Genomic DNA, 24,777 nt, shown 5'->3' on the forward strand with positions numbered 1-24,777 from the left:
GCCGTAACGCCTTTCTACTATTTTGAAAAGGAAAACACGATGGCAACTCCACATATTAACGCTGAAATGGGCGCTTTTGCAGATGTCGTACTAATGCCGGGTGACCCGCTACGTGCTAAATACATTGCTGAAACCTTCCTAGAAGACGTAGTTCAAGTATGTGATGTTCGTAATATGTTTGGTTACACAGGCACTTACAAAGGTCGTAAAATCTCTGTAATGGGTCACGGCATGGGTATTCCTTCATGCTCTATCTACGTAACTGAGCTAATCAAAGACTTCGGCGTGAAGAAAGTGATTCGCGTGGGTAGCTGTGGTGCTGTGAACGAAGACATCAAAGTACGCGACGTAGTGATCGGCATGGGTGCTTGTACTGACTCTAAAGTAAACCGCATCCGCTTCAAAGGCCATGACTTTGCTGCAATCGCTGACTACAAAATGGTACGTGCCGCTGAAGAAGCAGCAAAAGCACGTGGCGTTGACGTAAAAGTGGGCAACCTATTTTCTGCTGAATTGTTCTACACGCCAGATCCAGAAATGTTCGACGTAATGGACAAATACGGTATCGTTGGTGTTGAAATGGAAGCGGCTGGTATCTACGGTGTTGCTGCTGAGTATGGTGCAAAAGCACTGACTATCTGTACTGTTTCTGACCACATCAAAACCGGTGAGCAAACGACTTCAGAAGAGCGTCAAAACACGTTTAACGACATGATGCTAATCGCATTAGACTCAGTTCTATTAGGTGATGAAGAGTAATCTCTTCTCCTTAAATGAAAAAACCTCAGTTTTAAACTGAGGTTTTTTTTGCTTATACGTTTTTCAGTAGTAGGTTTTCACCTTTCTTCTGCGGCTTGCGGCGGATAATAAACGCCAGTAAGAAACCGGCGATAAAACTCACCCCAACCATTGAATACATATAGCGATCGCTTTTACGGTAGTAATGGTCAGAAAATGCCGTCAGTTTTCCTGTTTCAAAGGTAACGCGAATAAAACCGACAATCGTATTGTCATGCACAATCGGTTCAACCAATTGCTGACGTCCAATACGCGCGGTCTCTAATGGCGTATCTAAGCCCAAGATCTCTCGAACCGATTTTGCTTTGTCGCTTGACGCTAATCGAATCCCTTCTGCATCATAAATGGTGGCATCGAATACCAGATTATCCTTCGCCAGTTGGTTGGTTAGATTGAGCAAGCGTTCTTGATCCGCTTCTGCAATCATTGAACCTGCAGAAAGTGATGTTTGTGAGATCAGTACTTTGGTTAACGTTTCAAGCTGGTTGGCTTGGATTTGCTCATTACCCTTGGTAATTTTGACACTGTTAACCGCTATCATGGCACCGCCAGCAAGCAAAGAAAGGATTGCCAGCACACGCATCGCCATTCGAAATGAAAACAAAGAAGAGTCCATAATTACCTTCTAATACCTAACGACTACACCCTTTTATGGTAGTGATAAATGGGTATAAATCTAAATTTATCGCGTACAGTGCGCATATTGAGACTTGCGCTACCAAATTGCAATAGGGTAACTTGGAAGCAACTTTAATAGGAATATTTTACATGGATATGTTGAAAAAATTAGCGATAAGACGTCATACGACGCTACTTAACCGTCTGCCTGAGACGCAAACTTCCACCAATTTTGATCGAACTAAAGCAGGATGGATCGTCTTTGGTCATTACCTAAGCGCTAAGCAATTTGAAGATATCGATTTCTTTACTGGTGAGTTCAATACCATCGTTGATGTGTGGAAAGTGGGTTCATACGAAGTTGCGTTAATGGCGGGAGAACTTAGCGAACAACTAGAAGAGATCTTACAAGCGCTTGAACTCGATTATGCGCCTTTGCGTGAGTTCCCAGATTTAACCAAGCCGGGTTTGATCGTGATGGATATGGACTCCACGGCGATTCAAATTGAGTGTATTGATGAGATTGCCAAACTGGCAGGTGTAGGAGAAGAAGTCTCTGCGGTCACTGAGCGTGCGATGCAAGGCGAGTTAGATTTTGAGCAGAGTTTACGCCAGCGAGTCGGTAAATTGGCGGGGGCTGATGAAGCGATTTTAGAACAAGTTCGCCAATCTCTACCATTAATGCCTGACTTACCAGAACTGGTGGCAACACTGCATCAATTTGGCTGGAAAACAGCAATTGCTTCCGGCGGATTCACTTATTTCTCTGATCACTTAAAACAGATGCTTGATCTTGACCATGCTCAATCGAACCAATTGGAGATTGTTGATGGCAAGCTAACAGGCAAAGTCATTGGTGATGTGGTTGGCGCGCAAACTAAAGCGGATATTCTGTTGCAATTGGCCGAACATTACCAGATTGAGCCACACAATACGGTCGCGGTTGGTGATGGAGCGAATGACTTAGTCATGATGGGCGCTGCGGGTTTAGGTATCGCTTATCATGCGAAACCAAAAGTAGAAAAGCTGGCGCAAACTTCGGTGCGTTATATTGGTTTGGGTGGGGTGTTATGTATTCTTTCTGCGCAACTGATTAAGCAGCAAAAGATCAGTTTTAAACCATTGCCATAATTGGGCTTAGTCAGTTGAAAGATAAAAAAAACGAGCCTAGCTCGTTTTTTTGTGCCTGTGTTTTACTGTCTAATTTTATTATCAAAGTTTTACTGGGTCAGTTCCAAACGGATCAGCACCTCTTCGGTAACATCAATTAATTCACTGTATCCAACTACAGTGCAGATCTCTTTCTCTAAGCTGCGAGCTTGATGCATGCTAATGCTGCTTAACTCTTCAAGATCTTTGCGTAACAAAGCGGTGATAGGGTCAAAAACGGGTGTGGAGCAGATACGCAATGAATGGAACTCGCCCATATTTTGGCTCTTTTTAATGAAGTCGATCCGCTCTTTAGTCGATTCGAACTCTGAACACAATTTGACTTCTAACGTTTGTAACCGTGTCCCGAACTTAATTGCGGAGATATACAACTCTTGCGCTTGAGGCTGAGCACCTTCAATGCGTTTCATCGGTGCCGCGAGCAGGGTGGTAGTCCGACCTTTATAGATGGTTTCAAGTGAAAACCGATTGTTTTGCCCCATCTTGGCAAACAAGGTGAGATAAGGTGGCAATGGGTAGTTAACCCCAATCACTTTAGGTTTGAGGTTTGCTCCCTTCTTCTCAATAAACAGCGGCGTGCTGATCATCTTGTCGAGTAAGATATTGTGGAGGTTTTCCAACATATCGTGACTTGGCAGTGTCTCTTGCTTGGCGATCAACTTGTTTTGGTTGTGTTCAATTAAACTACCAAAGAAGGTCATGGTTTTGAGTGTTTGAACATTGTTATCAATGACCAATTGGACCCGTTTGCCTCCTGGGCTAATACGGATCACTTTGTAAGGGACGCAGTTTAGCGGCAGAGACTTATCATACAATTGCAATTCGTTGAAATTGATGGTGCATAAATCTCCAGCTTTAAGATCAATGGCAGAACTTAATGCCACATAAAGACCATGCTTAGAAATATCTAATGTCGTCCCAGATGCTTGCTGATCACCGGCGGTAAGAAAAAGCGGTGAACGAAATTGATAGCGAGGCTCTTTGCGGCGATTTTGCGCATCAAAATACAAACTGACAGGCACGTGAGTACAGTTGCGCTTGTGGCGGAATTGGTTTAGTTCAGAGCTATTGAGTCTTGGTTTTTCACTGAGCAAGTAATCTTTACCCGAACATACATCAGAGATCTCTTGCAACATAGCAAAGTGCGTTAAATCTTTGGTGAGTTCTTGAGACTCTGCTGAATCGACACTAAAAAGATCGCGCTCTTCAGCGGATAACTCAAACACGGAAACGCGAAATACTTTCCAGCTCTCTTTGCGCGCTCCAATATGCCAGAACAATTGGCGTAACTCGCGATTAGCTTCAGGGATCATCATCGAGAAGAAGAGATCTTTACCATTATGCTGATGCTTGAAGGAATAAAGGACGCTGTTGCTTCCGCGAATACCCGGCTGGGTGAGCTGTGCCATTCGTTCAGGGCTAAACAAATTGGCTAAGGTAAGTTGATTACGTTCATCATTCCAATATTGCCAAATGTTTTGATTATTCTCTGTCATCAAGACGAGCTTGAGTTCATTGCCGCTAAAGAATATAGGTAAGTTACAGGTATGTTTTAGATGGTTATGTTCGTAACCACGAGAGCGGGCACGTATGACCTTATCTTGGTTGTCATGGCGTGCTCTTTGCGCATCATTTTGCAAGCAGTGCGTCATGATATCGTCGATTAATACCGCATCATCAATTTTGATGACACGAAGAAAATTGATCGCATCATTCTCAATCGATTCATCAATACCAACAATACGGTAGCAAATTGAATTGGATATGCCCGGTATGTTGCTTGAGCGCGCCAGCTCTGAAAACTGCACAGTAATGATTTCACCAAGCTTGTAATCAAATGCCGATGGCACCTTGAACTTACCGCCCGATGGAGAAACATCAACCGTTACACCATGCACATGCTGATCATTGGCAAGAAGGATCGCGATTTGAGTGGAGAGCTTGAGGCGGTTTTCTTTACGCTTTAAGTCATACCCCATCACGATGGGTTCAGCAAAAAAATTGATCGAGGTATTGGTGAGGTCTGCGCCTTGTGGCTTACCTTTTTGGTTCATGACTTTAAAGCTATTACGAGTATTACTTAATGCGTCAAATACGCCCTCTGTATAGCCATTAAACTTGCGTACATTTTTATGGTAGGTATTGAATGCAACATCATCGAACCAGTGGAGAATGCCATCTAGTTCGTACTCTCGACACTCTCCTTTCACGCGACCTCGCAAATCGATAGAGCGATAGCAAGGTGACATCAAACGCTTCAACTCCATCTTAACTAAAATCTTTAGTGATGGAGGTTCGCCATCGGTAAGCTTAGATAGCAGGAGCTCGAAATCGCCCGTGTTATAAACGGGAATGAGTCTTTCAGCGATGGAGAGAATTTCAGTTTGCTGCATGCTTTTTTGGCGTGTCCTACCTAGTCATAATCATATCGGCCTTGATTAATAGATCTTTAGTGATATGTTACGGCGAATCAAGCCCATAACTCGGCTTATTAAGCTGCCACCATCACAAAATTCAATTGAGGTTACATGGCAAAAGCAAAACGCGCATATGTTTGCAATGATTGCGGTGCAGACTTTCCCCGCTGGCAAGGGCAGTGTAGTGCCTGCGGCGCATGGAATACGATTAGTGAAGTTCGGTTAGCGGCATCACCTGCCGCGGCTAGAAATGAACGTCTTGCTGGCTATGCTGGGTCAGGGGCAGAAAGCCAAGTTCAGACACTTGCTGATATTGATCTACAAGAAGTGCCTCGCTTTAGTAGTGGCTTTAAAGAGCTAGATCGAGTGTTAGGCGGCGGTATTGTCCCTGGAGCAGCAATCTTAATTGGTGGTAGCCCTGGTGCGGGTAAATCGACTTTACTACTCCAGACTATGTGTCTACTTTCCGCTCAAATGCCGACGTTATATGTCACTGGTGAAGAGTCATTACAACAAGTGGCGATGCGTGCATCTCGTTTAGGTTTGCCGAAAGACAATTTAAAGATGCTGTCTGAAACAAACGTCGACCGTATCTGTCAGATTGCTGAAAAAGAGCAGCCTAAGATCATGGTTATTGACTCTATTCAGGTGATGCATGTTTCAGACGTTCAATCGTCTCCGGGGACAGTGGCTCAGGTGCGTGAATCCGCCACGGCATTAACTCGCTATGCTAAACAGAATAATGTCTCCGTCTTTATGGTTGGCCATGTCACCAAAGATGGCACCTTAGCAGGTCCTAAAGTGCTGGAGCACATTATTGACTGTTCAGTTTTGCTTGATGGCGGAACTGATAGCCGATTCCGCACATTGCGCAGCCACAAAAACCGTTTTGGTGCGGTGAATGAATTAGGTGTGTTTGCTATGACGGGGCAAGGATTACGTGAAGTCAGCAACCCTTCAGCAATATTTCTTTCCCGCGGAGAAGAAGAGACCTCTGGTAGCTCGGTAATGGTGGTATGGGAAGGGACTCGCCCGTTATTGGTTGAGATACAAGCTTTGGTTGATTACTCACAGTTGGCAAATCCAAGACGAGTGGCGGTGGGCTTAGAGCAAAACCGATTATCGTTATTGCTTGCCGTACTGCATAAACATGGCGGTCTACAAATGGCCGATCAAGACGTTTTTGTAAATGTTGTCGGTGGTGTAAAGGTCACAGAGACCAGCGCCGATCTAGCCTTAGTGATGGCTCTATTGTCGAGTTTTCGAGATCGTCCATTACCAAAAGATGTTGTGGTCTTTGGTGAGGTTGGTTTGGCAGGGGAGATTCGGCCGGTCCCAAGTGGACAAGAGCGGCTAAATGAAGCCTTCAAACATGGTTTCAAGAAAGCGATTGTTCCGGCTGCGAATATGCCTAAAGGTGGTATTGAAGGGATGCAAATCCATGGCGTGAAGAAGCTTTCGGAAGCGATAGAAGCTTTTGATGAACTATAAATAAGAAATCGAACAAATATGTAACGAAAGTTGGCGTAAAATTATACAACCGTAATGAGCTGTTGCATAATAGTGGCTAAATCACCACGGCGTACTGCAAAGGGATATGTTGTTACGATATTGGGTGACGTTGGTTGTGCTAGCGGCACTCACTTTTTCTAGCTTGGTTAGTGGTCATGAGCTTGAAGGGCATGCCACTGATCAGAACATCGCTTGGTATACAGGCAAGCATTGGTCTGTAGGGACATCGTTGCCGATGTACCTACAAACACTGACACCCCAAAAAAAGTTCTCTTTGACGGGTGGCGAGCAAATCAGCGTACTCAAATTTAAAACCCAAGTGGCAGACGAATACGTCATAGATTTTCGTAATTCCACTCTAGTTGGGGAGTATAAGCATTTGCTTTTTGATCGTAACGACAAGCTCGTTACCTTACGCCAAGGCGGAATGCTACGTACCGAGCCTAGTGAGTATTTTCTGCGCAATGGACAAAATATCCGCTTAGGGCAAGGTCAGTACACATTAATTACCTACCAGACATCTCAGTTTAATATCGCTCCACCTACACCCTTTATCATTGAGAAATCAAAGTACATTAGTCAGTTAAGAGTGGGAAACTCAATCACCTTAATTGGGTTAGGAATTTTGACTGCGCTGTTTTTTTATTACCTAGTCTTATCTATGGTGAGAGCGAGTCTCATTGACTTAACTTACGCCCTGTTCATCTTGGGTAATTTACTGTTTAACAGTACGTCTCTGTTAGTTGCTGCTGATCTGTTTGGTTTACGTTGGTTTGGTGGGGCAAGCTGGCCTATTCTTTTTTCCAATATCGCCTACATTGTTTTTGTCATGTCATTGTTGCAAGTATCGCGTACAAAAAATGCCATTCTCTGGTATATCGGTGTCGGGATACTGACTGTATTTACCTCTGTGTTGATTGCATCCATCTGGTTTCCTCATTATCAAAATGAGTTCAATCGACTCTCTGTTGGTGTATTTCTTCTCTATGGTATCACTGTAGGGCTTCGATTCAGTTTCCAAGGTCGTACGATTGCTCAGCTCTATCTATTGGCGAATGTTGGCTTTGTTGTCTTGGGTGGTATAGCGATTTCCCAAGAACAGATACAAGGTCTGCAGACTATTTATATGTCTCACATTGGTTTGTTGGCAGTGGTGTGCGAAGTGTTGCTGCTTTCATTTGTTATTGCTTATCAAATGGTGATACTTGAAGCGGATAAATCCCGTGCACTTAAGCAGGCGAAAGAAATGCTCAGTATTGCGCAAACCGATCCTTTGACACGCTTACCGAATCGATATGCTATGGAAAAGCATTTACTTGAAGTTGGTAAGCAAAACAGTTTTATTTATATCGATCTGGATGGTTTAAAGCTTTGCAATGATAGTTACGGTCATGACATGGGCGATAAACTGCTTAGACTCTTCAGCCAAAAAATGCTCGCAGCTTTGCCAAACCGTTGCCGGTTGTATCGAATCTCTGGCGACGAATTTGGCATTATTTTAGACAATGATTTGGAGCAGCAGGTTGTCGAAGCTATTTACTACATTGAATCTGAGCTTAAACTCATTTTTGATGTTCATGTAGGAGTGAGTTTTGGTCGTGCCAAATTTGGCGAATACTTGCAGTATCATCAAGCGATACAAGCCGCTGATGAAGATATGTACAGCAATAAAAAACGCAAGAAAGCAGTGACATCCTAATATGAATTAAAACCAACTCTAACGGCGTAATTGCTTGAGTGGGTTATAAAGCTCAATGATTTCGCTATTTCGCTAAGATCTATCGGCAATCACAGCATCGGTTAATGCAAAAAGAGCAGATAGTTACTATTTCGCTTGCTGTTAAAGATTGAACTCCAAACTCTGTTAGCTCATACTCTCGCCATCTCGATTAAAAATGAATGGCGGTAGGTGTACTTGCACTTATCTTTTGCTGGAAATTGGCAGATATAGGAAGAAAGAGTCTATCTCAAATTGAGCGGTTTTTATTGGTGAGTTTTATTACTTTACTGAATAGTGAACGACGTTTTTCGCGTTGTAACTGCAGAACATTTGCGATAGCCAAGCCTTACCACTGGTCCTTTTTCTGACTCGGATTAAGATTAAAACTCCGCATTACTTGAGAAGCAATAGGGCTTAAATTCTGAGTGTTTTTAAGTCAAATTGGGTAAAATTAGCTATTCTTTGACTGGGTCAAAGAGGGCGAAACATTTTTTTTCATACAACAGCACGCAAGGGTATCAGTCTTGACAGAATATGATATACTCTGCGCGCACTTTATACCTTATTAACAGAGTAAGACAATGACTGATTTATCAAAATACAGAAACATTGGTATTTTTGCTCACGTAGACGCGGGTAAAACTACCTCTACAGAGCGTATCCTTAAGCTAACTGGTAAAATCCACAAGATCGGTGATACACACGACGGTTCAACTACTACTGACTTCATGGAGCAGGAAGCTGAACGTGGTATCACAATCCAGTCTGCAGCTACTACTTGTTTCTGGAACGATCACCGCCTAAACATCATCGATACTCCTGGACACGTTGACTTCACAATCGAAGTTTACCGTTCTCTAAAAGTACTAGACGGTGGTATCGGTGTATTCTGTGGTTCTGGCGGTGTTGAACCTCAGTCAGAAACTAACTGGCGTTACGCTGACGAGTCTCACGTATCTCGTCTAATCTTCGTTAACAAACTAGACCGTATGGGTGCTGACTTCTTCAAAGTTGTTGACCAAGTACAAAACGTTCTAGGTGCTACTCCACTAGTTATGACTCTACCAATCGGTATCGAAGATGACTTCTGTGGTGTTGTTGACGTACTAAGCCAAAAAGCTTACATCTGGGATGACTCTGGTCTTCCAGAAAACTACTCAGTAGAAGATATTCCTGCTGATCTAGTAGATCAAGCGGCTGAATACCGTGAAATGCTAATCGAAACTGCAGTTGAGCAAGACGATGAGCTAATGATGGCTTACATGGAAGGTGAAGAGCCTTCTCTAGAAGACATCAAGCGTTGTATCCGTAAAGGTACTCGTGATCTAGCGTTCTTCCCAACTTACTGTGGTTCAGCGTACAAGAACAAAGGCATCCAGCTTATTCTTGACGCAGTAGTTGATTACCTACCTTCTCCAACAGAAGTAGATCCTCAACCACTAACAGATTCAGAAACTGGTGAACCAACTGGCGAATTCGCACTTGTATCAGTAGATGAGCCACTAAAAGCGCTAGCGTTCAAAATCATGGACGACCGTTTCGGTGCACTAACGTTCATCCGTATCTATTCTGGTAAACTGAAGAAAGGTGACACGATCCTTAACTCAGCAACTGGTAAAACTGAGCGTATCGGCCGTATGGTTGAGATGCACGCGAACGACCGTAACGAGATCGATTCAGCACAAGCTGGTGACATCATCGCTGTTGTTGGTATGAAGAACGTGAAGACTGGTCACACTCTATGTGATCCTAAGCACGAAGTAACTCTTGAGCCAATGATCTTCCCAGAACCAGTAATCTCTATCGCTGTTAAGCCTAAAGATAAAAACGGTTCTGAGAAAATGGGTATCGCGATCGGTAAAATGGTTGCAGAAGATCCATCTTTCCAAGTTGAAACTGACGAAGATTCAGGCGAAACCATCCTTAAAGGTATGGGCGAACTTCACCTAGACATCAAAGTTGATATCCTGAAGCGTACTTACGGCGTTGAGCTAGAAGTAGGTGCTCCACAGGTTGCTTACCGTGAAACTATCACTCAAGCAGTTGAAGATAGCTACACGCATAAGAAACAGTCTGGTGGTTCAGGTCAGTTCGGTAAGATCGACTACCGTATCAAACCAGGTGAGCCTAACTCAGGCTTCACGTTCCGCTCTGTAGTAGTTGGTGGTAACGTACCTAAAGAATTCTGGCCTGCAGTAGAGAAAGGCTTCGCTAGCATGATGGACAACGGTGTTCTAGCTGGCTTCCCTACTCTAGACGTAGAAGTTGAACTATTCGACGGTGGCTTCCACGCAGTTGACTCTTCAGCTATCGCTTACGAAATCGCTGCTAAAGGCGCATTCCGTCAGTCTATGCCTAAAGCTGGCGCGCAACTTCTTGAGCCAATCATGAAAGTTGACGTGTTCACTCCAGATGACCACGTTGGTGATGTAATCGGTGACCTTAACCGTCGTCGTGGTATGATCAAAGACCAACAAGCTGGTACTACTGGCGTACGTATCAAGGGTGATGTACCACTTTCAGAAATGTTTGGTTACATCGGTACTCTACGTACTATGACTTCTGGCCGTGGTCAGTTCTCTATGGAATTCTCTCACTACTCAGCATGTCCAAACAACGTTGCAGAGACAGTGATTGCAGAAGTTAAAGAGCGTAACGCTAAGAAGTAATTCTTAAGTTAATTGCTTAATAAAAAAAGCCTCGCGATAGCGGGGCTTTTTTATATATTTAATTTACCAATCAATCCGTCAGCGATGATTCGTTGGCTCGTTGAAAGCGAGAAAATCTAATTGACCTCTTTATTTGTCATAAAATCATTCATACATTATGATTTTATGTAAGCAGAAATGCATAAGCTAAATAGTCGAGAGGTAACATGTTGCTCATATTGACTAAAAGGGTAAGCCAGTTTTCTGAACTATTAAAAAAGGAAACAAAGCCAATCGTCGCGCATATTTGGCATGATCGAATTATCTATTTAATGATCAGTATGACTTGTTTAATAGTCACCCTTTATGCAAAGAGCTACGGTTATAATGCCAAGTTATCACTTTTTGCTTACGTCAATACTATGCAATATGTTGTTGTTCTTACCATCGTACTTGCTGCGACGGTGTATTATTTTGTACTGATTAAAAATAGAGAACGACGACCACTGTTATGTTACTGGAACAAAATTAAGCAAATTTATCACTGTCGTGCGAAAATTATTGCTGCTTTTGTATTATTAACCGCCCTTAGTCTATTCCTATCTAGTTTTACTACCGCTAAAGCAATGATTCCTTTGGTCAAACCTTTTCAATTCGATCTGCTTTTTTATGAAATAGATGAGTGGCTTTTTGTTGGTCAAGCTCCTTGGAAAATAGTCCACTCTTGGTTTGATAAGCCTTTTTTTACTCTGTTTACCAATATTTGCTACAACATGTGGTTTTTCCTTAAGTGGATAATACTTTGCTACTTTTTACTCGCACCACAATCTAAGTTAAGACGCCGCTTTCTCATTAGCTGGATATTATGCTGGTCCATACTAGGTATGGTTCTGGCGACGATGCTATCAAGTGCTGGTCCTGCTTTTGTTGCACGAGTTGATATCGGCAATCAACATTATGATCAATTGATGTTGCTACTACAGCAGCAGCATGATTGGTTAAATTCACACGGTTATTCCGGTGTATGGGCATTAAATACACAAGATTTATTGTGGGAGTCGTATAGAAGTAATAAAGGAATGCTGGGTAGTGGAATATCAGCAATGCCAAGTCTGCATGTATCCATGGCGATGTTGATGGCCTTAAGTATGCATGCTGTTAATCGTTACTTAGGCTATGCATTTTATGTTTATGGGTTATTTATTCTTGTCGGCTCTGTGTCATTAGCTTGGCATTATTTCATTGACGGTTTAGTCAGTGTGGTACTTACCATCATGATTTGGAAACTATCTAAGATTATTACCGATAAAACCTGGCAACCTAACGAAATAGTGCAAAGTAACGTTAAATAGATGGGTTTGCATTGCCGATGTAAAAAATAGTTTTATGGAAATAAGGTCAAAGTAAGGAGGATTACTTTGACCTTATTATTTAAAATATTTCTAAAGCTAGCGTTGGCTAAACTTCAGCCATAGCCATTTATTTTAGATCGTCTTCCCAGACGACTAGCTGATTTTTAGGCCAGTTAGCCCCGATATCATGGTAATTTTTTTCTAACACATGACGTTTGATTTTTAGGGTAGGGGTTAGAATGCCATTCTCAATACTCCAAGGGTCTTTAATCATCAACACCCCTTTGATTTGCTCATGAGATTCGAGGTCTTGGTTCATTCTTGTCACGACTCTTTGAGTGGTACGTTCATAACGCTCTCGATCAAAGTTAGGGAAGTCATGCGGTACAACCAGAAGAATTGGCGCAGGAAGACCTGAACCAATCAAACACATCATCTCTACTCGGCTATATTCAAATAGTTTTTTCTCAATCGGAACGGGCGCAACAAATTTCCCTTTGGCTGACTTAAAGGTGTCTTTTTTACGACCTTGAATGGTGAGATAGCCTTCATCATCTAAAAAGCCGATATCGCCAGTATGTAGCCAACCTTCATCGTCAAAGGTCTCTTGTGTTGCTTGATCATTTTTGTAGTAGCCAGAAAACAACCCTTTACCTCGCACCATGATTTCTTCATCACTGGCTATTTTTAGCTCAATTCCTGGACCGGCATTACCGACGCTGCCAATCTTATCGGCGCGGAAGGGGTAGTTGAGCGTGCTGTAAGCAAAAGATTCGGTCATCCCCCAAGCTTCGGTAATGTTAAGTCCGACGCTGTGATACCACTGAAGCAAAGCTGGTGAGACGGGGGCCGAGCCGCAGCCAAGAACGCGCGCTTGATCAAGCCCGAGACCATCCGCTAATTTCTTCTTAATTAAAGTGTTCACAAATGGAATTTTGAGTAGAAGATTGAGTTTTTTCGGTGGCAATTTATCTTGAATACGCTGTTGGAATAACGTCCATAAGCGTGGTACAGAGATAAAGAGCGTTGGGCGCTGCATTTTCACATCTTCAATAAAGGTATCCAGCGATTCTGGGAATGCAGTTTGCACCCCACCCATAATAGAAGAGCCAAAGATATAGACTCGTTCAGTGATGTGAGCCAGTGGTAAGTAAGAGAAAAGACGGTCGCCATATTCGATGCCAATGTGGTTGATCAACTGTTGTGCTGACCATGAAAAAGCCCCGTAAGTAAGCATCGCCCCTTTTGGTAAACCAGAAGTACCGGAGGTATAAACAATCGACATCAATTTGTCGTCGTAGTGGATTGGTCGCTCTTGGCTAGGTTCTGAATTTTCAATGAGCTGATTGAACTGATACTGGCAGTTATTCGGTGCGCTATCGTAAGCCAAGCTTATCGTGATTAGATCACTGTACTTATCGATAATTTGTTCAGTTGCTGTGGCATCATCAAGCTTACCACCAATTAATACCTTACTGCCGCTATGGGTAATGCAGTGTTCTATTGTGTCTACACCTGCCGTCGGAAAGACCGGAACGCTAATGTAATCACCGAGCATCATCGCAATATCGCATATAAACCACTCAGCACAATTTTTTGATATAAGTGCGACTTTGTCGCCAGGTTGAATACCCAACCCACGTAGCGCCGTGACGAGGCGAAGTGCTTTGTCGGCGACTTCAGCATAGGTGTATTCGACAAATTGTCGGTTGATGATTTGCTTCAAATAGATTTCATTTGGGCGTTCTGCGGCCCATTTTAAAATCATTTCGTTAGGTGGTGGTAAGGTACATCCTTTTATTTTCAACTCGCGAGGCTGATTCATTGGTTAACTCCCTGTTATTAATGATATTCCCTCGAATTTTCAATACATACAACAAGGTGGAGAGCAAGACCATGTGTACCACAGTATCAAAGCATAAAGAGAAATTATTTGTTAACACATTGTTAACTTTAGCATGGTGGTAATCATTTAGGGAGCATTATCGCGAAGAATTGTGACTTAGTAATTTTGTCGATATGCGCCAGGCGTCGCTCCTGTTTTCTTTTTGAATATACGAGAGAAATAAGAGACATCTTGGTAGCCACATAGATAGGCAATATAAGCAATTTTAGTGTGTTCATTGAGGGTCAACATGCGCTTAGCCATACCGATCCGTTGATGGATGACATAATCTCTAAAGCACATACCGACTTTCTTACTAAAAATTTTTGAAAAATAAGTCACTGAGTAGTGGCAAAGTGCTGCGGCTTCTTCTTCGCGAATTTCGGTTTGAATATTTTCAGAAACGTATAGCAGCGCAGGGCTAATATCCAGATCGATATGACCTTGAAAAGAACGCAAGCTTGGGTGTGAAGCAAGATCTAAGAAAAAACGAATCTCGATTTTGTTTAGCCATTCTTGTGCGCTACGCGGGTTAAGTTGATAGCGCTCGACAACAACAGGGTTGGATAAAAGATCACTATTCACATCGTTGGCATGAATAACAATCAACTGTTTATCAAGGTTTTGGCACATCATAATGGCGCTATTTAAGCACTGTGCGTATTGCGGTCGGTAAAAAAAGAAACAATATCGAATCGTTTTTTCACTCAGGATTGCAATATCTTGCTGACAATCAATCACATTGAAGTGCTTTTCAATCATGCTAACAAAATAAGGGGAGCAATGTCGTAGTGGTGCTCCAAGCCAGTGTACCGTGGCTAGATTTTCTCTCATCCCCACTCTCCTAAATTCTTATTATTTCCTCCTAACCATTACTGACGATAGTGGATCGTTTGTTGTAGTTATTATTTTAGGTGTCTAATTGAATAGTTCAACAGACGCTATTTATAACAAGTCTAGTAAAGTTCCCGAAAAGTGTGATCTTATTTGCTTGACAGGGGTGTTTATCGTGTCAGCAAAAAAGTGCAATCGGTTGGCAAGAAAGTCCTAACTGTAGAATTTCTTGGTGTCCTACAGTTAATTAGCATTTCCGTTTTGATGAACAGAATGTGAGGAAAATGTCAAATTAATTGAGGGACAGGGATATGAAAGCAATACGCAATGAAATCCAAAAGTTTATTGAAGACGAAGAAGGTTTAACCCTTTTGGAGTACATCTTGGGTGCGGCACTCATCGTTGCAGCATTATTATCGATTGGTTTTTGGCAAGCGTTGGCTGATAAATTTACCGACGTTGCGAGTGAGATTGGTTCCATAGAGCCAACAGAGTAACCAATAGATTATGGCGATATACAGTACATTCATTTTTGCTTTTTGGGGCTTACTTCTGGCGATTGGTGTCTCTGATGCACAGAGGCACCGAATCCCCAATAAGATGGTTTTACTGTTATTGATTATTACCATTTGCCATATTTTCTTGTACGGCATTGAACAGTGGATGGATCACTTATTGGGTGGGTTGCTTGCTTTCATTGTTTCGCTTCTCTTTTACTGGAAGCGAGCAATGGCCGCAGGGGATGTGAAGTTGCTGTTTGTTGTTGGGCTCTGGCTTGGGATGGATAAACTCGCAGGAGCCTCGGCTTGCATCATTTTAGCTGGTGGCGTAATTGGCTGTTTTTACTTGGTTCAGTTTCTAGCTTTATCAGGCATCTCTTGGCAACACAACATTAAGAGCTACTACTACCAAAGAGTGAGTTTTAAGTTTCAACATCAAACTCGATTGGTTATTCCTTTTGCTCCAGCAGTGGTGATAGGGCTAGCAAGTTACAACTACTTTTATTAGGGGGATTAGATGGGATCATCGTTAAAAAATGAACTGGTGCCGCAAATTTCACCTCCTAAAGTACCGGCAAATAGTAAAGCATTAGGTATTCCTGCGGTGGTTGTTGAGAACCTATTACTTAAGTTCTTATATGCCTACCCTAAGAGCGATTTGATCGAATTAACACAGCGTTTGGCAGTGGTGTCACATATCGTTGAAGATGCGTTAGTGCAATTAAGAAATCGAAATTTAGTGGCGGTTTATCAGCCAACAACTGATTTTTCCAGCAGTGTCTATTCCGATGTTCGCTATGGATTAACCGAACTAGGTATTTCAGAAGCGGATACGGCTTACCACAAAGATGCGTATTTAGGACCGCTCCCTATCGCTTTGAGTGAATACATCGACGTGATACAAGCGCAAGATATTCGAGTGCAACCTATTACCCGCAGTGATGTAAATCGAGCTTTAGCTGATGTTTATGGTTCTCATCATTTAGTGCCGATATTAGGTCCTGCGATTAACTCTGGTCGTGCATTACTTCTTTATGGGCATGCTGGTACAGGTAAAAGCTTTGTTGCTTCTAAAGTACTCAATGCGTTAAGCACTTCCGTTTTTATTCCATACGCAGTGTATGCCGATGGCAACATCATCCGTGTTTTTTCTGCTCAACATCACCGTCGATTGGATGACAATCACAGTCAGAAGTTTGCCAGTTTGGAGAGCCATTACGATAAACGCTGGGTGCTTTGTGAGCGACCAAACATTCAAGTGGGCGGTGAATTGACCATGGAGATGTTGGAGGTCAATCAGAATGAGCATAACCGTGTTTGGAACGCACCACTGCAGATGATGGCTAATAATGGCATTTTGGTTATTGATGATTTGGGTAGGCAAAGTATGCCCGTGGAAGCGCTACTCAATCGTTGGATAGTCCCCATGGAGTACATGGTCGATCATTTAAGTTTGCCTAATGGTCAACAAATCAGTGTGCCTTTTTACTTAACGCTCGCCTTCTCATCAAATTTGCCGCCAAGTTCTATCGCAGACCCTGCATTTTTACGACGTATTGGCTACAAAATTGAGTTTAACCCTCTAGATGAGTCGGACTATATCGAATTGTGGAATGCCGTTGCTAAAGAAAAGCAGCTTGAGCTATGTGACGGTTTTTTTGATGTGCTGTTTGAGCTTCATCGCGACCGCCAAGTCGAGTTTTATCCTTGTTTACCCAAAGATTTACTTGGAATTAGTCGAGATATATTAGTGTTTGATGAACAAGAGAGATTAGTGTCTCCAATGATATTGCGTAGTGCTTGGGGATTATATTTCACCATTGATTGACAGGGAGATTTCGCCTTATGAGCCGAAGTCAGATTTTAATGTTATTGCTCCTATCAGTGGTTTTTGGGTTAGGTGCAGTTTATGTAGCAAAAAGTTGGATGGATACTCAATCTCAACCGACCGTTGAGTTAGAAGAAGTTGAGCGCCACCCAGTACTGATTGCTGCCAATGTATTGGAACCAGGAACGATTTTACAAGAAAAGCACTTTTCTACTAAGCAAATGGAAGTGGATTGGATTGATGAGACAACACTGAAATCTCCTGAAGAAGCCGTAGGTAAAATAGTCGCCAACACTATTTATGCTGGGGAGTTAATTAGCCCCAATCGCATAGCCGTAAAGGGTGAAGGTGCCACATTAGCGGCGCTAATTCCTGAAAATAAACGTGCAGTGACCATTCGTGTTAACGATGTTGTCGGTGTGGCTGGTTTCCTATTACCAGGAAACAAAGTGGATGTGCTTAATACAATTAGCTCTCGGGGCGGTGCAAACACGAGGACAGTATTGAAAAATATTAAGGTACTCGCCGTCGACCAAACCGCAAAAACGAAAGACAACAAACCCGTGATTGTGCGCGCAGTTACTTTAGAAGTAACACCGAAAGAAGCAGAGAAGTTACTTACTGAAAATAGTAAAGGTGATATTCAACTTGCTCTACGTAATCCACATGAAGTGGACAAGCCAGTTGTTGCAAAACGCAGAGCTCCAGCGCCAAGTGTGACCGTAATTAAAGGAGCTCAGACATCGAAAGTCCGAGTGAGCAATTAGGTGACTTATGAAAACAATAATATTTCTGTTATATCCGCTGCTTTTGCTTAGCTTTTCTGCCCAGGCAGCGACGGCGCAATCTGGCAAGGTAGTGAGCGTTCCGCATCATCAGTCAACACAACTGATGATATCGGGTAAAGCGAAGAAAGTGACCTTAGGTGATCCTGCTGTGGTTGATATGGTTATTTTGCGCTCTAACGAACTGTTTCTTATAGGTAAGCGACTCGGGACCACCAACATAACTGTCTGGGATTCTCGCGGTCGGATTATTGAGTCATTCAATGTGGAAGTAACCCACGATATCAATAGCTTAAAAGCAAAGCTTCACCAATTTATGCCCAATGAGCGGATAGAAGTACACAGCTCACAAGACAAAATTGTGCTTAAAGGCTTGGTCAGTAGCCAACAGAATATGGAGACCGCGATTAAGCTAGCCGAAACGTTTTCACTGGGTGAGTCGGCAGATGAAAATGATGATGGAAAAGATGAGCAAATTGAAAAAAGTTCTGTGATCAATTTACTGAATATCGGTGGAGCACAACAAGTCACACTTGAGGTGACGGTCGCTGAGGTTCAACGCTCTTTAGTTCGTCGTTTTGATTCCAATTTCCATTTCTTCCAGCAAAGTGGCGATTTTACCTGGGGGGCGACAACGACAGGCGCAGGTATTACCGATATCGGCCCTATACTCAATGTACCATCAGTGGATAATTTTGGTTTCTTAGGTTCGTTTGTTGATAGCAATACACTGTTCACGTTTGCCCTCGATATCGCCAAGCAAAATGGTGTGGCCAAAATACTAGCAGAGCCAAGTTTAACCGCACTAAGTGGTACAAAAGCAGAATTTTTGGCTGGGGGCGAGTTCCCGATTCCAGTACCAAACGAAGATGGAATTACTATCGATTACAAAGAGTTTGGTGTATCGCTTGATTTTATTCCTTACGTGTTAAGTGACCAGAAAATTAATCTGCAAATGATGGTTGATGTGAGTGAAGTGGCGAACTCAGGGGTACTGACTTATAACCCGAGTGACGTTAATGCGACGTTTTTTGTTCCACCAATCACTAAGCGTAGTGCGGGTAGTACTCTTGAACTTGCGGATGGACAAACCATCGGTATTGCCGGTTTGTTAAGTGAAAATGCCCGCAACGTATCGGACGGTATTCCAGGCTTATCCGATGTCCCAGTACTTGGGCAATTGTTTAAATCAGAAGAGTATACCTCTGGTGAAACTGAGCTGGTGATTCTAGTCACACCTAGACTCGCGAAGCCGATAGATCGCCGCAATATCACTTTGCCAACTGACGGCTTTGTTAGTCCTAATGATGTGGAATTCTACCTGCTTGGTCAGGGGGCTCGCTTGGATTTTGATAAGTATAAATTACCTGCAAATACGCAAAATAATAACAATGACACCATGGAATTTGGTTCGGCTGAAGGTGGCTCAGAGGGTAAATTTGGGCACAGTCTATAGGAGACGAAAATGAAAAGCACAATCACAATAAGCATGATTTTCATCTCGTTAAGCCTTGTCGGCTGCGCGAATGACCCAGAGCTTGGCATCACCGTAAGCCAGTTGAGAGCAGAGCAAACCTACAACCCTAATGCATCGCAAGAGAACTTGGGATATGTGCCAGAAGGACATGGACCGCGCTCACAAACTAGCCTTAAAGGATACCCTAGCGCTGGTGTAGCAAAAAAACGCAAGTGATAGATTCACTTGGGAGGGACTATGTTAGTTCTCAATCAAAAAACACCAAGAAGGAAACAGCAAGGTATTACCTTGGTGCTAGTCAGTTTAGTCATGTTGTTTCTATTAGGGATGGCGGGGTTCAGTATCGATCTTAACCACCAAGTTTTAAATAAAACACGATTGCAAAATGCGGTTGATTCAGCCGCGTTGTCTGCGGCGGTGGTGGCGGATGAAACCGGTGATGTGTCGTTAGCCGAGGCGGCCGCAAGGGCTACGTTAACAAGCTTTATTGGGGAATCCGGCAATGGTGAGCTAGCGATAAGTGATGAGTCAACCACGGTTACCTTCTCATCTGATTTGGAATCCTTTTCCCTTGCTGGCGCATTCTCACCTCCGGCAGGTGATGATGATATTTATGTCAGAGTTTTAGTGCAAGATATCGAACTACAACAGTTTTTAAGCCATATATTCGGATTTGGAAAAGATGTCTCGGCGAGTGCGGTAGCGGGAAGAAGTGCGGCGATCAGTGAGGTTTGTAATATCACACCAATTGCCATGTGTGGCAACCCATTAGGAGATGCGGATGATGCTTGGGGTTACCAGCAAGAAGGGATAGATATTCTCAACACTGCGGATAATTCAGCCGATCAAATACATGAGCTGAAAATTGGTTCGCAAGGTAGCACAGAGATGGGACCAGGGAATTTCCATCTGCTCGACTTCGGTCAAGTTGCTGATTCAGGTGGAAATGGCAATGGCAATGGCAACGGAAATGGTGGCGGAGGCGGTGGTGCTGCTCTCGTCCGTCAGGCTTTAGCCGGAGCCTACAATGGTTGTGCGGCTGTTGGTGAAACAGTATTAACCAAGCCGGGTAACAGTATTGGTCCAGTAGCCCAAGGTTTGAACACTCGTCTTAATAAATTCCAAGGTCCAATGAAGGATGACGGCACTGTTCCGCCAGATAAATACGTTAAAGAGCCAAGCACACGAGCGGAAGAGGGAGAGAGCTATGCGGGTAACTTTTACTACAGCAATTACGTGGAACAACTAGCAAGTTGCCAAGACCCAGACGGGGGCGGTATTTGTGACCAAGGCAGTTACTTACCTGAGAGCGGCTCCAGTGGTCGAAGAATATTGCGTATCCCCATTGTTGATTGCACGGATGCCGGCGGGAAAACGACTTATGACGTACTTGGCTTTGGTTGTTTCTTCTTACTGCAGAGTGTCGGACAGTCTGGGAATAGTTCAGTGTTTGGTCAATTTCTTTTTGATTGCTTAATCAATAATGGGTCAACAGGTCTCGAGCCAGAAGATGCCGGTTTGTATCGCATTCAATTGTATAAAGACCCGTTTAGTGGGGCATCGTGATATGAACATTAATACAAAGATCACCGCCGTGTCGCTAGCGAATACCCGCCGTAAACAGCAGGGGCTCGCTGCGCTGGAATTTATTATCACGCTACCTGTTCTATTGATGCTTGCTGTACTGGTCATTGATGTTGGTCAAGCCTTGATTCAATACACTCAAGTGAATAAGGCATTGCAAAATGGCGCTCGCTACGCCGTGGTAGACACTTACGGCACGTTAGATTTTGGGTCGATAGCGGATGAGGAAAAAATCAAAAATATCGTGGTGTATGGCAAACCGACAATTTCTGATACGGCTGAACCAATTTTAGATTTCCTCAACTTGGAGAATGTATCGCTTGTTTCTCCAACGCCAGCAACCAAAGAGGTGACACTCAATGCCTCATTCACCTATACCCCATTCTTTTCGGAGTTGCCATTCACCGATACCTCGTTGGCATTTTCTTTTGATGCTGCGGCAAAAATGAGGACGTCCCCATGAAACATTCCATGATGACTAAGCGACAAAAAGGGGTGACTCAGGTGGAGTTTATTATCATTGCCACCACGGTCTTATTGTTGTTGTTCGCGATACTTGAATTTGCTGCCTACTTTTATTCCACTCAAATGGTCAATGAAGTGACGCGTCGTGCTGCACGTCTAGCCGCGGTATGCCATATCAGTGATCGAGATGACATTCCTCAACTTGGGTCTCTAACCGCTTTATACCCAGCCGGTTTTACCGCTGACAATATAGAGATCTCATATTTGGATGCTGATGGGGAAGCTGTCGATGTATCTGGTTTTCTGACCACCCCACCAGCAGATAGTGCCACTTTACAAGCTCAATTTGACCAAGTTCGTTATGTACAAGCTCGTGCGATTAACTACAACTACAACTTTGTTGTGCTCTCAACGTTATTAAGCATTACGGGTAATACCCCATCGTTTGAAACTATTTTGCCTGCAGAGAGCCTTGGTATTTTAAGACAGGCGACATCCACTGGTGATGTTAGGACCGATTGCTAAAGGAGTAGCGTGATGCTAAAGCCCGTGAATATAGAAGAGAAGAAAAGCTATCAAACGCTCAAAACCAATTTAACATTGTGGGTCGTTTATGCGAGTTCGCCATTCAAACAACACATCGATAAGGTGTTGTCTGATTGCATTAATATCAATATTGAATGGATTGAGCTCGCCCATTTTGCGTCCGATATGTTGGAAAATAAACCGGCTCCCGACCTGGTTTATATTGAGGTTGGCGATGGATGGGCACAAAAAGTAGCTCATGTTTTTTCTTCAAATAAACACCTTGCGAATGAAAACAGTACCTTGATCGTTTTTGGTGAAGAGAATGATACGGCTTCATTGAAAATGGCATTGCGGTTAGGCGCGTCTGATTACTTTTCACAAACGGCAGAATTTGGTGAGCTTTACCCTATGCTCAAGGTGACAGCTGAAGATAAGGTAGCGGCGAGAAAAATGGGCAGTCTAACCTTGTTCATTAATACCAAAGGGGGGGCTGGAGCCACGACTTTAGCGGCGAATACGGCCGTTGAGTTAGCGTCATACTCGCAAGGGAACGTGTTGCTGGTTGATCTTGATCGACAGTTTAGTGACGTTGCGGATTACCTTAATAGCCGCCCGAAATACAGCATTAATGATGTGATCAACGCGCTGGGCGACTTGGATGAATTGTCATTAGAAGGGTTGGTTTACAAACATTCGTCGGGCTTGAGTTGCCTAAGCTTTAGCCCTGACTCTAGGCAAGAAAACTATAAGCTTGCTAGCCAAGTAAGCAAATTGCTTCCGGTTCTTCGCCAATATTACAGCCATATTGTTATCGATATGTCGCGTGGTATTGAGCATACATTTCAACAGATTGTCTCACCAGCCACCCATGTGTATTTGGTTCTCCAGCAAAATATTACGTCAGTAAAGCATGCAACTGAGTTAGTAAGAAGTTTAGAGTTCGACTATGGTTTGAAAAGTGAGCAACTTGATTTAATCGTTAACCGCTATGAGAAAAAAGCCCCGATTTCACTAAAAGATATCGAAGAAACGCTAGAGGGGAAATCGGTACTGCTGGTTCCAAACAACTTTCAGCTGGCCATGGAATGCGCCAACTTAGGTAGCCCAATAGTACAAGCAAAGAAAAGTAGTGCGATAAAAACATCATTAGAGGATCTGTCGCACAAAATTGAAATACCTAAGGAAGAGACCAAAGGTTGGTTTGGCAAACTTTTTAGTTAATGAGGGATAGCTATGTTTTTTAAACGCAAAAACGTCAGTCAGAACCTACAGGATGTTCAGCCAAGCCAAGAGCCAGAGGTGCTTAGCCAAGTAGAGATCAAAAAGACCGAAAATTTGTCGCCAATGGATGCCAAATTAAAAATCATTGCAGAGCAAGCAAAGCAACTTGAACAAGAACAAGAAATAAAACATTACTTTCACAAGAAGCTACTGGATACGCTTGATCTGGGTGTGCTTTCTCAGTTGCAAGAAGAGCGAGGTCGTGAAGAGCTACGTGAGGCAATAATTCGCTTAATCAGCGACGATAAAACACACCCACTAAGCTCCGAAGCTCGAGTGAGAATTATCAAGCAAATTGAAGATGAAGTGTTTGGTTTAGGGCCACTCGAGCCGCTACTAGACGATGGTACGATTTCGGATATTTTGGTTAATGGTCCCAAAAATATTTATGTCGAACGCTTTGGTAAATTAGAACGCACACCGCATACCTTTTTAGACAATCGCCACTTGCGGAATATTATTGACCGTATTGTTAGCCAAGTTGGGCGACGTATTGATGAATCTTCACCCATGGTCGATGCGCGCTTGAAAGATGGCTCGCGATTCAATGCCATTATTCCACCCTTAGCGATTGATGGTCCTTCGGTGTCGATTCGACGTTTTGCGGTAGAGCGTTTAAGTATGGATAACTTACTTGAGTTAGGCTCTCTCACGGAACCAATGGCACGCTTCTTAAATGCGGCGGTTGTGGGTGAAATGAATATTCTTATTTCCGGCGGTACGGGTTCAGGTAAAACCACCACGCTCAATATTCTCTCTAGCTTTATACCTAGTGACCAACGCATTGTCACCATCGAAGACTCGGCAGAATTGCAGTTGCAACAACCGCATATTATTCGTTTGGAAACTCGCCCTGCCAACATTGAAGGCAAAGGTGAGATTACTCAGCGTGAACTGGTGAAAAACTCGCTGCGTATGCGCCCTGATCGCATTGTAGTGGGTGAGGTTCGTGGTAGTGAAGCGGTGGATATGTTATCTGCGATGAATACCGGTCACGATGGCTCTCTTGCCACTATTCACGCTAATACCCCCAGAGATGCATTAAGCCGAATTGAAAATATGTTCTCAATGGCGGGGTGGAACATTTCGACTAAGAACTTACGTGCGCAAATTGCCTCAGCGATTCATCTGGTGGTGCAAATGGATCGACAAGAAGATGGTAAGCGCCGCATGGTGAGCGTGCAAGAGATTAACGGTATGGAAGGTGAAATCATCACCATGTCAGAAATCTTTTCTTTCAAACGTCAAGGGGTTGATGAGCATGGCAATGTGATTGGTCGATACGTCGCGACCGGGATTGTCCCAAGCTGCCATGACCAATTGATAAAACGTGGCTTAGATGTGCCGTTTGAATTGTTCAATGAGAAACCTTAAA

Annotated in this window: 21 protein-coding genes; 17 read left to right on the forward strand and 4 right to left on the reverse strand. The window is 43.3% G+C overall.

The features are described 5' to 3' along the window. Positions 1–39: 39 nt before the first annotated feature. Positions 40–759, forward strand: coding sequence for a purine-nucleoside phosphorylase (deoD, locus tag H2O73_RS08065; protein ID WP_038865914.1), 720 nt, complete (start codon positions 40–42; stop codon positions 757–759). Between the two features lie 52 nt (positions 760–811). Here deoD and H2O73_RS08070 read toward each other — a convergent pair whose 3' ends face one another. Continuing rightward, entirely contained in the window at positions 812–1,414 is a 603-nt protein-coding gene (locus tag H2O73_RS08070) for a YtjB family periplasmic protein (RefSeq protein ID WP_182108332.1), read from the reverse strand. A gap of 152 nt (positions 1,415–1,566) precedes the next feature. On the opposite strand from H2O73_RS08070, the gene serB reads away from it, so the two are divergent. Beyond that, positions 1,567–2,547, forward strand: a complete 981-nt coding sequence (gene serB / locus H2O73_RS08075; RefSeq protein ID WP_182108333.1) for a phosphoserine phosphatase — start codon at positions 1,567–1,569, stop codon at positions 2,545–2,547. Between the two features lie 89 nt (positions 2,548–2,636). On the opposite strand, the gene H2O73_RS08080 is transcribed toward serB, so the two are convergent. After that, complete coding sequence (locus tag H2O73_RS08080; protein ID WP_182108334.1) at positions 2,637–4,979, reverse strand: PilZ domain-containing protein; 2,343 nt, start codon at positions 4,977–4,979, stop codon at positions 2,637–2,639. Positions 4,980–5,114: 135 nt separating this feature from the next. On the opposite strand from H2O73_RS08080, the gene radA reads away from it, so the two are divergent. The 4 genes from radA (at position 5,115) to H2O73_RS08100 (ending at position 12,235) form a co-directional block, all read left to right on the forward strand. Then, positions 5,115–6,494 (forward strand): DNA repair protein RadA, encoded by a 1,380-nt coding sequence (radA, locus tag H2O73_RS08085; RefSeq protein WP_182108335.1) that lies wholly within the window; start codon positions 5,115–5,117, stop codon positions 6,492–6,494. Positions 6,495–6,600: 106 nt separating this feature from the next. Beyond that, positions 6,601–8,214, forward strand: a complete 1,614-nt coding sequence (locus tag H2O73_RS08090) for a GGDEF domain-containing protein (protein WP_182108336.1) — start codon at positions 6,601–6,603, stop codon at positions 8,212–8,214. Between the two features lie 602 nt (positions 8,215–8,816). Continuing rightward, positions 8,817–10,904 (forward strand): elongation factor G, encoded by a 2,088-nt coding sequence (gene fusA / locus H2O73_RS08095; RefSeq protein WP_182108337.1) that lies wholly within the window; start codon positions 8,817–8,819, stop codon positions 10,902–10,904. Between the two features lie 206 nt (positions 10,905–11,110). Further along, the gene (locus tag H2O73_RS08100; RefSeq protein ID WP_246335866.1) at positions 11,111–12,235 is read left to right on the forward strand and encodes a phosphatase PAP2 family protein; all 1,125 of its coding nucleotides are present in this window, start codon (positions 11,111–11,113) and stop codon (positions 12,233–12,235) included. A gap of 127 nt (positions 12,236–12,362) precedes the next feature. Here the strand turns inward: H2O73_RS08100 and H2O73_RS08105 are convergent, their stop codons facing one another. Continuing rightward, positions 12,363–14,060 (reverse strand): AMP-binding protein, encoded by a 1,698-nt coding sequence (locus tag H2O73_RS08105; protein WP_182108338.1) that lies wholly within the window; start codon positions 14,058–14,060, stop codon positions 12,363–12,365. Between the two features lie 177 nt (positions 14,061–14,237). Then, positions 14,238–14,954, reverse strand: a complete 717-nt coding sequence (locus H2O73_RS08110) for a helix-turn-helix transcriptional regulator (RefSeq protein ID WP_182108339.1) — start codon at positions 14,952–14,954, stop codon at positions 14,238–14,240. 311 nt (positions 14,955–15,265) lie between these two features. Between H2O73_RS08110 and H2O73_RS08115 the strand changes: the two genes are divergently transcribed. Genes H2O73_RS08115 through H2O73_RS08165 form a run of 11 tightly spaced genes read left to right on the forward strand, consistent with a single transcriptional unit; the run spans position 15,266 to position 24,776 of the window. Continuing rightward, the gene (locus tag H2O73_RS08115; RefSeq protein WP_182108340.1) at positions 15,266–15,451 is read left to right on the forward strand and encodes a Flp family type IVb pilin; all 186 of its coding nucleotides are present in this window, start codon (positions 15,266–15,268) and stop codon (positions 15,449–15,451) included. Between the two features lie 10 nt (positions 15,452–15,461). Then, entirely contained in the window at positions 15,462–15,962 is a 501-nt protein-coding gene (locus tag H2O73_RS08120; RefSeq protein ID WP_220457510.1) for an A24 family peptidase, read from the forward strand. Positions 15,963–15,971: 9 nt separating this feature from the next. Continuing rightward, positions 15,972–17,282, forward strand: a complete 1,311-nt coding sequence (locus H2O73_RS08125; protein WP_182108341.1) for a DUF8689 domain-containing protein — start codon at positions 15,972–15,974, stop codon at positions 17,280–17,282. A 17-nt stretch (positions 17,283–17,299) separates the two neighbouring features. Then, the gene (cpaB, locus tag H2O73_RS08130) at positions 17,300–18,049 is read left to right on the forward strand and encodes a Flp pilus assembly protein CpaB (RefSeq protein WP_182108342.1); all 750 of its coding nucleotides are present in this window, start codon (positions 17,300–17,302) and stop codon (positions 18,047–18,049) included. A 7-nt stretch (positions 18,050–18,056) separates the two neighbouring features. Continuing rightward, on the forward strand, positions 18,057–19,523 hold the full coding sequence (locus H2O73_RS08135; RefSeq protein WP_182108343.1) for a type II and III secretion system protein family protein: 1,467 nt from the start codon (positions 18,057–18,059) through the stop codon (positions 19,521–19,523). A 9-nt stretch (positions 19,524–19,532) separates the two neighbouring features. Then, positions 19,533–19,760 carry a hypothetical protein gene (locus tag H2O73_RS08140; RefSeq protein WP_182108344.1) on the forward strand — a complete coding sequence of 76 codons (228 nt, stop codon included), beginning with the start codon at positions 19,533–19,535 and terminating at the stop codon, positions 19,758–19,760. A gap of 21 nt (positions 19,761–19,781) precedes the next feature. After that, entirely contained in the window at positions 19,782–21,110 is a 1,329-nt protein-coding gene (locus H2O73_RS08145) for a TadE/TadG family type IV pilus assembly protein (RefSeq protein WP_182108345.1), read from the forward strand. A gap of 1 nt (position 21,111) precedes the next feature. Then, positions 21,112–21,591, forward strand: a complete 480-nt coding sequence (locus H2O73_RS08150; RefSeq protein WP_182108346.1) for a TadE/TadG family type IV pilus assembly protein — start codon at positions 21,112–21,114, stop codon at positions 21,589–21,591. Continuing rightward, a complete protein-coding gene (locus H2O73_RS08155) occupies positions 21,588–22,118 on the forward strand; it encodes a TadE/TadG family type IV pilus assembly protein (protein WP_438696043.1) in 531 nt (176 codons plus the stop codon). The genes H2O73_RS08150 and H2O73_RS08155 overlap by 4 nt, the downstream gene beginning before the upstream one ends. A 12-nt stretch (positions 22,119–22,130) precedes the next feature. Beyond that, positions 22,131–23,342 (forward strand): AAA family ATPase, encoded by a 1,212-nt coding sequence (locus tag H2O73_RS08160; RefSeq protein WP_182108347.1) that lies wholly within the window; start codon positions 22,131–22,133, stop codon positions 23,340–23,342. 12 nt (positions 23,343–23,354) lie between these two features. Then, complete coding sequence (locus tag H2O73_RS08165) at positions 23,355–24,776, forward strand: TadA family conjugal transfer-associated ATPase (protein ID WP_182108348.1); 1,422 nt, start codon at positions 23,355–23,357, stop codon at positions 24,774–24,776. Position 24,777: the final 1 nt, after the last annotated feature.

This window comes from Vibrio marinisediminis (genome assembly GCF_014050145.1).
GTDB classification, from domain to species: Bacteria; Pseudomonadota; Gammaproteobacteria; order Enterobacterales; family Vibrionaceae; genus Vibrio; species Vibrio marinisediminis.